Origin of the sequence: Actinomadura verrucosospora (genome assembly GCF_039540335.1) — a bacterium.
GTDB classification, from domain to species: Bacteria; Actinomycetota; Actinomycetes; order Streptosporangiales; family Streptosporangiaceae; genus Spirillospora; species Spirillospora verrucosospora.
This window is the reverse complement of sequence record NZ_BAABEV010000083.1, coordinates 1-14,084: the sequence shown is the minus strand read 5'-3', so window position 1 is coordinate 14,084 and position 14,084 is coordinate 1. Positions and strand designations below refer to the sequence as shown.

The following is a 14,084-nucleotide window of genomic DNA, read 5'->3' as shown; positions in this document are numbered from 1 at the left end:
CGGCGGGTGTGGCGGGTCGCGCGTGCGGTGCCCGAGCCGGCGGCGTTGCGGGAGGCGGTGGGGCTGCTGCGGGGGGCGGAGCGTCCGTTGGTCGTGGCGGGCGGCGGGGTGATCTATTCCGGTGCGGCCGAGGAGTTGGGGGTGCTGGCCGAGGCGACCGGGATTCCGGTGGCCGAGACGCAGGCGGGCAAGGGGTCGCTGGCGTGGGATCACCGGTGTTCGGTGGGTGCGGTGGGCGCGACGGGGACCACCGCGGCCAATGCTTTGGCGCGTGAGGCCGATGTGGTGGTGGGGATCGGGACGCGGTACAGCGATTTCACGACCGCTTCGCACAGCCTGTTCGCCCACCCCTCGGTGAGGTTCGTCAACATCAACGTCGCTCGCGCTGATGCGGTCAAGCTCGGGGGAGTGTCGGTCGTGGCCGACGCCCGCGAAGCGATCCGGGCCCTGCACGCCGCCCTGACCGGCTACGCCGTCCCGCAGGCGCACAGGGACCGCGCCCAGGCCCTGACGGCCGACTGGAACGCCGCCGCCGACCGGGCCTTCGCGCCCCGGAACGGGGAGCCGCCCACCCAGGCCGAGGTGATCGGCGCGGTCAACGAGGCCGCCGGGCCGCGGGACGTGGTGGTGTGCGCGGCCGGGTCGATGCCCGGCGACCTGCACAAGCTGTGGCGGGCGCGCGACCCCAAGGGCTACCACGTCGAGTACGGCTACTCCTGCATGGGCTACGAGATCGCCGGGGGTCTGGGGGTGAAGATGGCCGCGCCCGACCGGGAGGTGTTCGTCCTGGTCGGTGACGGCTCCTACCTGATGATGGCCCAGGAGCTCACCACCGCCGTCGCCGAGGGGATCAAACTGGTCGTGGTCCTGGTCCAGAACCACGGCTACGCCTCCATCGGCAACCTGTCCGAGAGCGTCGGCGCCCAGCGCTTCGGCACCCGCCACCGCCTGCGCACCCCCACCGGCCTGGACGGCGACCCCATCCCCGTCGACCTCGCCGCCAACGCCGCCAGCCTCGGCGCCGACGTCATCCTCGCGGCCACGACCACCGACCTGCGGGACGCGCTCCAGCAGGCGCGCAAGTCCCCGAGGACGACGGTCGTCCACATTGAGACGGACCCCTTGGCGGACACCCCCGACAGTGGGGCATGGTGGGACGTCCCGGTCGCGGAGGTGTCGGCGCTGGACTCCACCCGGGAGGCCCGCGCCCGATATGAAAGGGATAGGCGTACGCGCCGTCATCATCTGTGATCAACTCCTCAGACCGACCATTCGGGGAGAAACGGAGAACAGCCGATGAGAGGCGTTTTCGCGCGTGGGACGTCCAGGGGCCTGGCGGTGCTGGCCGCCGCGGGGCTGCTGGCGCTGAGCGCCTGCAGCAGCTCGGGCGGCAAGAAGTCCGAGGAGACCCCGGAGGGCGCCGGCCCCCGGTTGAAGATCGCGATGGTCACGCACTCCGGCGCGGGCGACACCTTCTGGGACATCGTCCAGAAGGGGGCGAAGGCCGCCGCCGCCAAGGACAACGTCGAGTTCCTCTACTCCGCCGACCCGGACGGCGGCAAGCAGGCCCAGCTCGTCCAGGCCGCGCTCGACAAGAAGGTCGACGGCATCATCGTCACCCTCGCCAAGCCGGACGCGATGAAGGACGTGCTGGCCCGCGCCGCCGCCGCGAAGGTGCCGGTCGTGTCGATCAACTCCGGCGCCGAGGAGTCGGCGAAGCTCGGCGCGGTCGCGCACTTCGGGCAGGACGAGTCGATCGCCGGTGAGGCGGCCGGCACGGAGCTGGGGAAGCTCGGCGCCAAGAAGGCGCTGTGCGTCGTCCACGAGCAGGGCAACGTCGGCCTGGAGGACCGCTGCGCCGGCGCGAAGAAGACGTTCGGCGGAGACCTGCAGAACCTGTTCGTCCAGGGCACCAACATGCCGGAGGTGAAGTCCTCCATCACGGCCAAGCTCCAGGCCGACAAGAGCATCGACGGGATCCTCACCCTCGGCGCCCCGTTCGCCGCGACCGCCGTCGACGCGGTCAAGGAGACCGGGAGCAAGGCCAAGGTCGGCACGTTCGACCTGAACAAGGACCTCATCGCCTCGATCAACTCCGGCGCGATCGAGTTCGCCGTCGACCAGCAGCCCTACCTGCAGGGCTACGGGGCCGTCGACGAGCTGTGGCTGCTGAAGAACAACGGCAACGTGCTCGGCGGCGGACGGCCCGTGCTGACCGGGCCCGCGATCGTGACCAAGCAGAACGCGGCGCAGCTGGAGGCGTTCGCGAACCGGGGGACGCGATGACCCAGGCGGTGGCCGGGCCGCCGGCGGCCCGCCCCGACGAGCGCCTGGCCCGGCGGTCGCCCGTGCGGCGGCTGCTGGGCCGCCCGGAGCTCGGCGCGCTGCTCGGCGCGGTGGCGCTGTTCGCGTTCTTCTCGATCGTCGCGGACGCCTTCCTGCGCGCCGGCTCGTTCTCCACCGTCCTGTACGCGGCCTCGACGTTCGGGATCATGGCGGTCGGGGTGTCGCTGCTGATGATCGGCGGCGAGTTCGACCTGTCCGCCGGGGTGATGGTGACGTCCTCGGCACTGATCGCCGCGCTGACCGCCTACCAGTTCACGCTGAACGTGTGGGCGGGCGTGGTGATCTCGCTGGTGCTGACGCTGGCGCTCGGCATGGTGAACGGCGTCCTGTACGTCCGGACGCGGCTGCCGAGCTTCATCATCACGCTCGCCACGTTCTTCATGCTCGCGGGCCTGAACCTCGGCGTGACGAAGGCGCTCACCGGCAACGTCGCGAGCGACTCCGTCCGCGACATGGACGGCTTCGCCTCCGCCCGCGCGGTCTTCGCCTCCGACGTGGACGTGCTCGGCGTCAACGTCAAGGTGACCGTGTTCTGGTGGCTGGCGTTCACGGCGATCGCCACCTGGCTCCTGCTGCGCACCCGCCTCGGCAACTGGATCTTCGCGGTGGGCGGGGCCGCCGGCAGCGCCCGCGCGGTCGGCGTCCCCGTCGACCGGGTGAAGATCGGCCTGTTCGTGGGCGTGGCGTTCTGCGCGTGGTTCTCCGGGATGCACCTGGTGTTCGCGTTCGCGACCGTCCAGTCCGGGGAGGGCGTCGGCAACGAGTTCCTCTACATCATCTGCGCGGTCATCGGCGGGTGCCTGCTCACCGGCGGCTACGGGTCGGCGGTCGGCGCGGCGATCGGGGCGTTCATCTTCGGCATGACGAACAAGGGCATCGTGTACGCCGAGTGGAACCCCGACTGGTTCCGGTTCTTCCTCGGCGCGATGCTGCTGGTCGCCACCGTGGTCAACCTGGTGGTGCGGCGCAGAGTGGAGCGGACGCCATGACGGACGCGAAGGGGGCGCCGCTCATCAGGCTCAGCGGCGTCGGCAAGAACTACGGCAACGTCATCGCGCTGCGCGACGTGGACCTGGAGGCCTCCGCGGGCGAGGTCACCTGCGTCCTCGGCGACAACGGGGCCGGCAAGTCCACGCTCATCAAGATCGTCGCCGGGCTGCACCGCCACGACACCGGCGCCTACGAGGTGCGGGGCGAGGAGGTGAGCTTCGGATCGCCCCGCGACGCGCTCGACCGCGGCATCGCGACCGTCTACCAGGACCTCGCGGTCGTCCCGCTCATGCCGGTCTGGCGCAACTTCTTCCTCGGCTCGGAGAAGCGGGGCCGCTTCGGAGCGATGGACGTCAGGTCGATGCGCGAGACCACCCAGCGGGAGATGGCCGCGATGGGCATCGACCTGCGCGACGTCGACCAGCCCATCGGGACCCTGTCGGGCGGCGAGCGGCAGTGCGTGGCCATCGCCCGCGCCGTGCACTTCGGGGCCGAGGCGCTCGTCCTGGACGAGCCCACCGCCGCCCTCGGCGTCAAGCAGGCCGGGGTGGTGCTGCGCTACATCGTCCAGGCGCGGGAGCGGGGCCTCGCGGTCGTCTTCATCACCCACAACCCGCACCACGCCTACCCGGTCGGCGACCGCTTCCTGATCCTCAACCGCGGGCGCGGCATCGGGTACCACACCAAGGAGGAGATCACCCGCGAGGAGCTCACCGGCCTCATGGCGGGCGGGGGCGAGCTGGAGGAGCTCGCCCACGAACTCGACGCGGCGGGCTCGTCCGCCGCCGCCGCGCGGATGGCGAAGGAGGCCGAGAGCCTGGGCCTGACCGGCGACTGACGGCCCCCCGGGCCGCTCCGGCGGCCCGGGGCGGTCCTCGCCCGGGGCTCGGGCGGCGCCGGTCCGGCGCGGGCGCGCGCTCTCCAGACCGAGACCGCGAAACCGTGGCGGATCACGCAGCGCGATGCCACACTCACAGAGCCGTGAAGACCAATCTCCCCGCCGAGCCCAACGCCTTCGTCGGCCGCGAACGCGACGCCGCCGACCTCGGCAGGCTGCTGGAGGGCATGCGGGCCGTCACCCTGTGCGGGGCGGGCGGGATCGGCAAGACGCGGCTCGCGCTGCACGTCGCGCACGCGGTCCTCGACGCGTCCCCGGCGGCCGGCGCGCACGACGGGGGCGTCTGGTTCGTGGAACTGGCCGACGTCCGCCCGGACGGGACGACCGAGCCCGTCGCGCGGCGCGTCGCCGCGGCCCTCGACGTGGCCGAGGAGGACGGCCGTCCGCTCACCGAGACGCTCGCCGACGCGCTGCACGCGCCGCCTGTCCTGCTCGTCCTCGACAACTGCGAGCACGTCGTCGAGGAGTGCGCGAAGCTCACGGGCCTGCTGCTGGCCCGCTGCCCGCGGCTGCGGATCCTCGCCACCAGCCGGGAGCCGCTGCGGATGGCGGGGGAGAACGTGTGGCGGGTGCCGCCCCTGGAGCCGGACGAGGCGGTCCGGCTGTTCCTGGAGCGCGCCAACGCGGCGCGGCCCGGGTTCGCCGTGTCGGAGGCCGTCCACGAGGTCACCCGGGCCCTCGACGGGATGCCGCTGGCGCTGGAGCTCGCCGCCGCCCGGGTCCGGGTGCTGTCGGCCGAGCAGATCGCGCGCCGCCTCGCCGACCGGTTCCGGCTGCTCAGCGCCGGTGACCGCACCGCCCCCGCCCGGCAGCGGACCCTGCGCGCCGCGATCGACTGGAGCCACGACCTGCTGGACGGGCCGGAGCGCGTCCTCCTGCGGCGCCTGTCGGTCTTCGCGGGCTGGACGCTGGAGCAGGCCGAGCACGTCTGCGCCGATCCCGCGCCGTCCGGCGGCGCCCTGCCCGCCGACGACGTCCTGGACGCGCTCACCGCCCTCGTCGACAAGTCCCTCGCGACCGTGACCGGGGAGACCGGCGGGAAGGTCCGGTTCCGGCTGCTCGACAGCATCCGCGAGTACGCGGCGGAGCGGCTCGCGGACGCCGGCGAGGAGGAGGAGTTCCGCGGGCGGCACCGCGACGCCGTCCTCGCCGACGCCGAACGCGACGGCGCGATCGCGCTCGGCGTCGAGCCCGCGCCCTGGACGGACCGGGTGGCGCTGTTCCACCGGTACGACACCGAGCTCGGCAACGTCCGGGCCGCGCTGACCTGGTCGCTCGACCACGGCGACATCGCCGAGGGGCTGCGGCTGTGCACGGCGCTGCGGACGTTCTGGATCGCGCGCGGCCGCGTCGCCGAATGGGCCGACCGGACCGACCGCTTCCTGTCCGCCGCCCGCGGCGTCGGCCCCCGCGTCCTCGGCCCGGCGCTCGCCGGCCGCGCCCAGCTCGCCATGGGGGGCCGCGACTTCGCCCAGGCCGCCCGGCGCGCCGACGAGGCGCTCGGGCCCTGCCGGGAGGCCGGGGACGACGTCATGACCGCGACCGCGCTGATCACCGGCGCCGAGTGCCTCGCCCGCGCCGGCCGCTTCGCCGCCGCCGCCCGCCGCCTGGACGAGGCCGACGCCCTCGTCCGCGACCCCGGACGGGAGTGGACCCGCGCCTACGCGTGCGCGGCCCGCGGCTACCTGCTGATCCGGGAGTCGCGGCTGCGCGAGGCCCGCGAGCGGCTCGGCGCGGCCGCGTCCGTCATGCGGGACATCGGCCATCTGTGGGGCGCCTCCCACGCCATGATCGGCCTCGGCAGGCTCGCCGAGCTGCGCGGCGACCCGGCCTCGGCCCGCGGCCACTACGCCGCGGTCCTGCCGGTCCTCGCCGAGATCGGCGCGCGGCCGGAGCTGGCGCGGGCCCTGGCCGGTCTCGGCCGCGTCGCGCTGGCCCGGGGAGACCTGCCCTCGGCCCGCGCGTCGCTCGCCGAGAGCCTCGCGCTGAGCCGCTCGTGCGGGATCCGGCTGGACATGGCCCGCGCCCTGGACGCGTTCGCCGAGGTGGTCGCGTGCGAGGGCGACGAGCGGGGCGCGGTGACGCTCGCCGGCGCGGCGTCCGCGCTGCGCGAGGCGACCGGCCGCGAGCCCGGCACGGGCGCGCGCCGCGAACGCGTCCTCGAACCGATCCGCCGCGGGATCGGCGAACCCCTCCTCGCCCAGTACTGGGGGGAGGGCCGCGCGATGACCGCCGACGACGCGATCGCCTACGCGCTCCGCGGTCCCGGGACGGTCCCGCCGCCTCGGCCGCCGGCGCAGGGCCTCGCCGCGCCGGGCGCCGCCGGACCGGTCACGCCGCCGAGCAGCCTCACGGCCCGCGAACGGGAGATCGCCCGCCTGGTCCGCCGCGGTCTCAGCAACCGCGGAGTCGCGGACGAGCTCGTCATCAGCCCCGCCACCGTCGCCCGCCACATCACCAACATCCTGACCAAGCTCGGCTTCTCCTCCCGCGCCCAGATCGCCGCCTGGGCCGTGGACAACATCCCCGCGGAGGATTCCTGACCGGGGGTGTGTACACATCGCGTGCGCTCCCGGGCGTCGGTCGAATACGACGGTGGTTGCGCACTTCGGCGCATGCGCGGGCCGGCGCGCCCGCCTAGCGTCGGCGCCATGCTCCCCAGAAGCGTGGACCCCGCCTACCCGGCGGTCACGGTGACCCACGCGGTGTTCGGCGCCGCACCCCACCCCGGGAGGACCGCGGTGCTGGACGCGTCGTCCGGACGCGCCCTGTCCCACGCGGAACTCTCCACCCTGGTCGGGACCGCGGCCTCCGCTCTCGCACGCGACGGAACCATGCCGGGGGACGTGGTCGGCCTGCGCCTGCGCGAGCCCCTGGACCTCGCCGTCGCCCTGCACGCGGTGATCGCGGCCGGCGCCGTCCCCTTCCCCGTCACCGGCCCGGACGCGTCCCGCCTGCTCGAAGAGGCCGGCGCACGCTCCGTCATCACCGACGCTCCCGGCGGCGATGACGACGCCGGAACCGGCCGCACCGGCGAGACGGCCCGGCTGCGGCTCGCCGATCTGCTCGCCGCCCCGGCCCCCGCGGGCGCGGCCCCGCACACGGTGGCCGACCGCGCCGGGGGCGACGTCGCGCTGCTGGCCTGTACGCCTGAGGGCGAAGGCGGCCCTGCCCGGACGGTGCGCCTGACGCACGCGGAGGTCGTCGCGGCCCTGATGAGGGTCGCCGAGTCGGCCATGTTCGGCGGCGCGGACACGGTGCTGAGCGCGCTGCCGTTCGGCACCGTCCTCGGGCTGAACGGGGTGCTCAACCCGGTGCTGCGGCTCGGCGCCACCGCCGTCGCGTACTCCGGGGCGGGACGCCACGACCTGCTCCGCGCGCTGCGGGACCACCGGGTGACCGTCGCGGTGCTGCCGCCGGAGCTGGTGGAGGCCCTCGCTCACGAGCGCGCCGTCTGCCACTACGACCTACGGGCGCTGCGCGCCGTCGTGGTCGCGGGCCGGCCGCTCGCCTCGGAGGGGGCCCGCGCCGCCGCGACCCGGCTGGGCTGCCCGGTGCGGCAGGCGTACGGGCCGGCCGAGGCCGGCGGGTTCACCCACCTCAACCTGCGCGCCGCCGAGGAGGGGACGCTCGACTCGGTCGGGCGGGGCCTGCCGGGCGTGGCGTGGCGGGTCGTGGATCCGCGCACCGGGGCGGTGCAGCCGTCCTACCAGCCCGGCGAGATGTGCGTGCGGCTCCCGGTGGGGCGGGACGCCGCGGGACCCGGGCGGTGGCTGCCCACCGGGGACTCGGCGTTCGCCGACGAGCACGGGCGGGCGTTCATCCTCGGGCCGCTCGCCGGGGAGCGCCGCGAACCGCCCGGCGACCCGGAGGCGGTGCTGGCCGCCCATCCGTCCGTGGGGGACGCCGTCGTGGCGCCCGCCCCCGACGACGACCTCGGGCTCGCGCCCCACGCGTTCGCCGTGCTGTCCGAACCGGTGCCCGAGGCCGACCTGCTCGCCTATGTCAACGGGCGCGTGCCGGCGACCCGGGCGGTGTCGGCGGTGCACGTCGTCGACGAGATCCCCCGCACGGCCGGAGGCCGGGTCAGGCGCCGGGAGCTCCTGGAGCGCGCCGGCCTGGCCCCGTGACGTGCGCACCCGCCACGATCACCGACGTGGTCCTGGAGGCGGCCGGTGAGGCGGCGGAGAGAGCCGCCGCCTCCCGGCGCGGGGAGCGCCCCGCCCTCGTCGACCCGGCGGGCGGGCTCGCGCGCGGGGACTTCGCGCGGGCCGTCCCGGCCGCCGCGGAGGGCCTGCGCCGGCACGGGGTCCGGAAGGGCGACCCCGGCGCGGTGCACGTCTCCGGGGTGCGTGAACTGGCCGTCGCCGTCCACGCGGTCGCCGCTGCCGGGGCCGTGCCGGTCCTGCTCCCGGCCGGTTGCGGCCCCGACGGGCTCGCGGCGCTGATGAACGAGGCCGGCGCCCGGTTCCTGCTGACAGGCGAGGACACCGCGGACCTGTCGATGGCGGCCGTGGAGCGGTCGTACGTCAGGCAGGTCTTCGCCTTCGGAGACGTCCCCGGCGCCACGCCGTTCCGCCGCCTCCTGGAGCCCGGCGCCGCCCCGGGCGGCGGGCCGCCCGGCTCGCTCCGGGACACCGCCCTGCGCGTCCCGTCCCCGCCGCGGGACTTCACCCACGCCGACCGCCTCGCCGACCTCGACCGCCTCTCCGGGACGCTGGGCGTCTCGGACGGCGACGTGCTCGTCCTGTGCGGCCAGGACGTCTCCGCTCGCACACGGATGGGGCTGGTGGACCTGTGCCTCATGCGGGGCGCCACCCTCGTGGGCGTCCCCGGCCGCGACGCGGCGGACCTGCTCGAAGCGATCCTCGGCCAGCGGGCCACGGCCGCCGTCGTCACCCCGGCCAAGCTCCGCGCCATCGCCTTCGACCACGGCCGCGTCGCCGTCGCGGGGGTCCGCCTCCTGGTGACGGGCGCGCCGTCCGCCGAGGCGGTCCGCGCCTGCCGCGCCCGGCACGGCTGGCGGGTCGTCCCGCTGGCCTGACGGGCCGTTCCCGCGCGTCCCGGAGACGCGCGGGAACGCCCGGATGTCAGCCCGCGGGGGCGGGGTGGGGGATGGACTTGTGCTCCAGGTAGGCGTGCAGGCCCTCGGGGCCGAGCTCGCGGCCGAGGCCGCTGTTCTTGTAGCCGCCGAACGGGGTGTTCGGGTCGAGGGTGTACATGTTGACGCCGCAGCTCCCGGTGCGGATGCGGCGGGCGACCTCGACGCCGTGGTCGACGTCGGAGGTCCAGACCGAGCCGCCGAGCCCGTAGTCGCTGTCGTTGGCGATCCTGACGGCGTCGGCCTCGTCCTCGTAGGGGATGAGGACCAGCACCGGGCCGAAGATCTCCTCGCGGGCGATGCGCATGTCGTTGCCGACGTCGCCGAACACGGTGGGCGCGACGTACCAGCCGCGGTCGTGCGGGCGGTTCAGGCCGCCGGTGATCAGCTTGGCGCCCTCGTCCTGGCCGATCCGGATGTAGTTCTCCACGCGCTCCTGCTGCCGCTTGGCGACCAGCGGGCCGATCTCGCAGCCGTAGTCGGCCGGGTCGCCCACGTTGAGGCCGCTCACCATGGTCGCGAGCGCGTCGGCGACCTCGTCGTAGCGGCGGCGGGACGCCAGGATGCGGGTCTGCGCGGCGCACGCCTCGCCGTTGTTCATCAGCGAGGCCAGCTTGAAGCCCTCGACGGTGGAGGCCAGGTCCGCGTCGTCCAGGATGATCGCGGCGGACTTGCCGCCGAGTTCGAGGGTGACCCGCTTGAGCTGCTCGCCGCAGACCGCGCCGATCTTGCGTCCGGCGGCGGTGGACCCGGTGAAGGACACCTTGTCGACGTCGGGGTGGGCGACGAGGTAGGCGCCGACCTCGCGCCCGGCCGGGACGAAGTTGACGACGCCCTCGGGGACGCCCGCCTCGCGGATCCACTCGGCGAGCAGGTAGGAGTCGAGGGGGGTCTCGGGGGAGGGCTTGGCCACGACCGTGCAGCCGGCGATGAGCGCGGGCGCGAGCTTGAGCATCAGCGTGAACTGCGGGACGTTCCACGGGACGACCGCCGCGACGACGCCGACCGGCTCCTGGGTGACCGTGACCGGCCCGAGCATGCCCTGCCGCTCCTCCTCCCAGGTGTAGGAGGCGGCGAGGTCGACGTAGTACTGCAGCACCATCTGCGGGATGGCCGCCTGCCCGAACACCGAGAACATGATGGGCGACCCCATCTCGGCGGTCACGAGGTCGGCCATCTCCTGCTGCCGCTCGGCGTAGATCGCCGAGAGCCGGCCGACGATCTCCGCGCGCTCGGCGGGGGTCATCCGCGGCCAGGGGCCCTCGTCGAAGGCGCGCCGGGCCGCCGCGACGGCGGCGTCGATGTCGCCCTCGGTGCCCTCGGGGACCCGCCCGATGACCTCCTCGGTGTGCGGGGACACGACGTCGATCACGCCGGTCCCGGCCGGTGCGGCCCACTCGCCTCCGATGAACAGCCGATCGTGCTCGCGCATGCTGCTGTGCCTCCCCTGCCCGAGGGCCGACGCGGGTAACCGAATGCTTGCTTGGCCACAGCATCGCATGACGTCCCGGGGCGTTGGCAAGAGGAATGAGACTGGAGTCTCATTTGGTAGAACCGGGGCCGTGGCCGAGATCGCCGACGTCTGGTTCGGCCCCTCCTAGAGCAGGTGGGCGTTCGGGCGGCGGGCGCGCTCGGCGAGCCCGGGCAGCTCGACCGCCTCGACGCCCGCGGCCGCGAGGATCTCCGCGCCCGTCCCCGCGGCGAACAGGGCCGGCTCGCGCCAGGCGAACACGACGCGGCGGGCGCCCGAGGCGACGATCAGCTCCGCGCAGGTGCGGGGGCGCGACGCGCGGTGCCCGCACGGTTCGAGGGAGCTGTAGACCGTCGCGCCCGGCACATCGCCGCCGGCCCTGGCGAGCGCGGCCTCCTCGGCGTGGTCGTGCGGGTCGTGCTCGCGGGAGAAGCCGCGCGCGACCTCCCGCCCGTCCGCCCCGACGACGACCGCGCCCACCGAGAACGCGGTGCGCGAGGGCGGGCACAGGGCCGCGAGGTCGCAGGCCAGGGCCAGCCAGCCGAAGTCATCCACGCGCGCCCCCGACCAGGTAGCGCAGCAGGGCGAGGTCGCCGATGCGGGTGGCCTCCTGCAGCCGCATGGGGCGCGCGGGCGACTGCGGGAACACCCCGGACCGCACGAAGCGCGGCGCCGACGGGTCGCCGACGAAGAACGGCGCGACCACGAGCTGCAGCTCGTCCACCGCGTCGGCGGTGAGGAACAGCGTGTGGATCCCGCCGCCGCCCTCGACCATCAGCCGCCGGACGCCCCGGGCGGCGAGGTCGCCGAGCACCGCGTCCAGCGCGAGCGGGTCGCCGGCGTCCACGACGTCGGCGCGGCCGGCCAGCCGGTCCGCCAGCCCGGCCGCCGTGCCGGTCGGGGCGTACACGAGCTTCGGGGACTCGCCCGTGGTGAAGAACCGCGCGCCGGGGTCCAGGTCGCCGCTCCAGGTCAGCGTCACCTTGGTGAGGTCGGGCGGCAGCCCGCGCGCGACCCGCTGCTCCCGCCGCGCCGCCGACCGCACGAGCAGCCTCGGGTCGTCGGCCCGGACGGTGCCCGCGCCGACGAGGATCGCGTCGCAGCCGGCGCGCACCGCGTCGACCCGGTCCCAGTCCGCCGTGCTGGACAGCCGGAGCCGCTCGGGAGTCGCGTCGTCGATGTAGCCGTCGGCGGACATCGCGCAGCTCAGCAGCACGTAGGGACGCTCGCTCACGCCGCCACCCTACGGGAGCGCCGCGTCCTTGATCGCATCGCCGGCGCAGATCGTTTGAGGCGACTCGGCGTTTCTGCGCCGGATGTGTCGGAGGGGGTGCCTATGGTTGCTGCGACATGCGAATCCTGCACACCTCCGACTGGCATCTCGGCAGATCGTTCCACCGCGAGGACCTGCTGGCCGCGCAGGCGGCGTTCGTCGACCACCTGGTCGAGACCGTCGCGGCGGAGCGGGTCGAGTGCGTGCTGGTCTCCGGGGACGTCTACGACCGCGCCCTGCCCGCGGTGGACGCCGTCCGGCTGTGCAACGAGGCCCTGGAGCGGCTCGCCGCCCTCACCCGGGTCGTGCTCATCGCGGGCAACCACGACTCCGCGCGCCGCCTCGGGTTCGGGTCGGCGCTGATGGACGCCGCCGGCGTGCACGTCCGCACCGACTTCGCGACCGTGGGGGAGCCCGTCGTCGTGGGCGACGCCGCGATCTACGGCGTCCCCTACCTGGAGCCCGAGCTCGTCCGCCACCCGTGGGAGCTGGAGGAGCGCAGCCACGCCGCCGCGCTCACCGAGGCCATGCGCCGCGTCCGCGACGACGCCGCGCGCCACGACCGGCTGTCGGTCGTGCTCGCGCACGCGTTCGTCACCGGCGGCGAGTCCAGCGAGAGCGAGCGCGACATCTCGGTCGGCGGCTCCTCGCAGGTGTCGGCGTCGGTGTTCGACGGCGTCGACTACGCGGCGCTCGGCCACCTGCACGGCGCCTGGAGCATCGGCGACCGCGTCCGCTACTCGGGCTCGCCGCTGGCGTACTCCTTCTCCGAGGAGCGGCACGTCAAGGGCTCGTGGCTGATCGACCTGCGCCCCGGCGGCGTCGCTGCGGAGTTCGTGGAGGCCCCCGTCCCGCGGCGCCTGGCCCGGGTCCGCGGCCGCATCGACGACCTGCTGTCCGACCCGTCCTACGACGAGGTCGAGGACCGCTGGCTCCAGGTCACGCTCACCGACGCGCGCCGCCCGTCCGCGGCGATGGAGCGGCTGCGCCGCCGCTTCCCGCACACGCTCGTGCTCGGCTTCGACCCGCAGGGCGGCGGCGCGGACGGCGGCCGCACCTGGTCCGAGCGCGTCCGCGAGCGCTCCGCCCTCGACATCGCGGGCGACTTCGTCGCCGAGGTCACCGACGGGCCCGCGACCGAGGCCGAACGCGCCCTGCTCCACGAGGCCTTCGAGGCCTGCCGCCAGAAGGAGGCCACGGCGTGAGGCTGCACCGCCTGGAGATCGCGGCTTTCGGGCCCTTCTCGGGCACGGAGGTCATCGACTTCGACGCGCTGTCCGACGCCGGCCTGTTCCTCATCCAGGGCCGGACGGGCGCGGGCAAGACGAGCGTCCTCGACGCGGTCTGCTTCGCGCTCTACGGGCAGGTGCCCGGCGTCCGCAACGCGGTGAAGGGCCTGCGCAGCGACCACGCGCCCCCCGGCGCCGGGCCGCGCGTGGTGCTGGAGACGACCATCCGGGGCCGCCGGCTGCGCGTCTCGCGCTCGCCCGCCTGGGAGCGGCCGAAGCTGCGCGGGTCCGGGACGACGACCGAGCACGCCAAGGTCGTCGTCGAGGAGTTCGAGCACGGCGGCTGGGTGGGCCTCACCACCCGCCTGGACGAGGCGGGCGACCTCGTGACGCGGATGCTCGGCATGACCGCCGTCCAGTTCTGCCAGGTGGCGATGCTGCCGCAGGGGGAGTTCGCCGGGTTCCTGCGCGCCGGCGCCGACGAGCGCCGCAAGGTGCTGGAGCGGCTGTTCGCCGCCGAGGTGTTCGCGCAGGTCGAGAAGTGGCTCGCCGAGCGCCGCGCCGCCACCGGCCGGGAGGCCGCCGAGCTCGGCGCGCGGGCCGTCTCGATCTCCGATCGGATCTGCGAAACGACGGGCGCCGCGCCGCCGCGCGAGCCGCGCCCGGCCGTCCCGCCACCGCGCCGCGGAGAACCCGCCGTCGAGCCGTTCGCCGAGGTGGAGGCGCTGACCGCGTGGGCCGCCAAGCTGGCGGGCGGCCAGGAGGACGTCCGCGCC

12 protein-coding genes are annotated in these 14,084 nt (G+C 75.0%); 9 read left to right on the top strand and 3 right to left on the bottom strand.

All coding sequences use genetic code 11. The annotated features are described in order from the left end of the window. From ABD944_RS41535 to ABD944_RS41505, 7 genes are all read left to right on the top strand, one after another. Positions 1-1,251, top strand: a 1,251-nt coding sequence (locus ABD944_RS41535; protein WP_345187615.1) for a thiamine pyrophosphate-dependent enzyme, incomplete at its 5' end; no start/stop codon positions are given. A gap of 45 nt (positions 1,252-1,296) precedes the next feature. Next, positions 1,297-2,286 carry a sugar ABC transporter substrate-binding protein gene (locus ABD944_RS41530; protein ID WP_345187611.1) on the top strand — a complete coding sequence of 330 codons (990 nt, stop codon included), beginning with the start codon at positions 1,297-1,299 and terminating at the stop codon, positions 2,284-2,286. Next, positions 2,283-3,335 carry an ABC transporter permease gene (locus ABD944_RS41525; RefSeq protein WP_345187609.1) on the top strand — a complete coding sequence of 351 codons (1,053 nt, stop codon included), beginning with the start codon at positions 2,283-2,285 and terminating at the stop codon, positions 3,333-3,335. The genes ABD944_RS41530 and ABD944_RS41525 overlap by 4 nt, the downstream gene beginning before the upstream one ends. Beyond that, the gene (locus tag ABD944_RS41520) at positions 3,332-4,174 is read left to right on the top strand and encodes an ATP-binding cassette domain-containing protein (RefSeq protein WP_345187607.1); all 843 of its coding nucleotides are present in this window, start codon (positions 3,332-3,334) and stop codon (positions 4,172-4,174) included. The genes ABD944_RS41525 and ABD944_RS41520 overlap by 4 nt, the downstream gene beginning before the upstream one ends. A gap of 143 nt (positions 4,175-4,317) precedes the next feature. Further along, on the top strand, positions 4,318-6,777 hold the full coding sequence (locus tag ABD944_RS41515; RefSeq protein WP_345187603.1) for an ATP-binding protein: 2,460 nt from the start codon (positions 4,318-4,320) through the stop codon (positions 6,775-6,777). Positions 6,778-6,885: 108 nt separating this feature from the next. Further along, on the top strand, positions 6,886-8,364 hold the full coding sequence (locus ABD944_RS41510; RefSeq protein WP_345187601.1) for a class I adenylate-forming enzyme family protein: 1,479 nt from the start codon (positions 6,886-6,888) through the stop codon (positions 8,362-8,364). Next, positions 8,361-9,278, top strand: coding sequence for an AMP-binding protein (locus ABD944_RS41505; RefSeq protein WP_345187598.1), 918 nt, complete (start codon positions 8,361-8,363; stop codon positions 9,276-9,278). Before ABD944_RS41510 ends, ABD944_RS41505 begins: the two co-directional genes overlap by 4 nt. Positions 9,279-9,324: 46 nt before the next feature. Here the strand turns inward: ABD944_RS41505 and ABD944_RS41500 are convergent, their stop codons facing one another. From ABD944_RS41500 to ABD944_RS41490, 3 genes are all read right to left on the bottom strand, one after another. Then, entirely contained in the window at positions 9,325-10,767 is a 1,443-nt protein-coding gene (locus tag ABD944_RS41500; RefSeq protein ID WP_345187596.1) for an aldehyde dehydrogenase, read from the bottom strand. A gap of 165 nt (positions 10,768-10,932) precedes the next feature. After that, positions 10,933-11,361: a cytidine/deoxycytidylate deaminase family protein gene (locus ABD944_RS41495; RefSeq protein WP_345187594.1), complete on the bottom strand. Its 429-nt coding sequence runs from the start codon at positions 11,359-11,361 to the stop codon at positions 10,933-10,935. Then, entirely contained in the window at positions 11,354-12,040 is a 687-nt protein-coding gene (locus ABD944_RS41490) for a RibD family protein (RefSeq protein WP_345187592.1), read from the bottom strand. Before ABD944_RS41490 ends, ABD944_RS41495 begins: the two co-directional genes overlap by 8 nt. A 116-nt stretch (positions 12,041-12,156) precedes the next feature. On the opposite strand from ABD944_RS41490, the gene ABD944_RS41485 reads away from it, so the two are divergent. Both ABD944_RS41485 and ABD944_RS41480 read left to right on the top strand, forming a co-directional pair. After that, positions 12,157-13,284, top strand: a complete 1,128-nt coding sequence (locus tag ABD944_RS41485; RefSeq protein ID WP_345187589.1) for an exonuclease SbcCD subunit D — start codon at positions 12,157-12,159, stop codon at positions 13,282-13,284. Further along, positions 13,281-14,084, top strand: an 804-nt coding sequence (locus ABD944_RS41480; protein ID WP_345187587.1) for an AAA family ATPase, incomplete at its 3' end; no start/stop codon positions are given. The genes ABD944_RS41485 and ABD944_RS41480, both read left to right, overlap by 4 nt.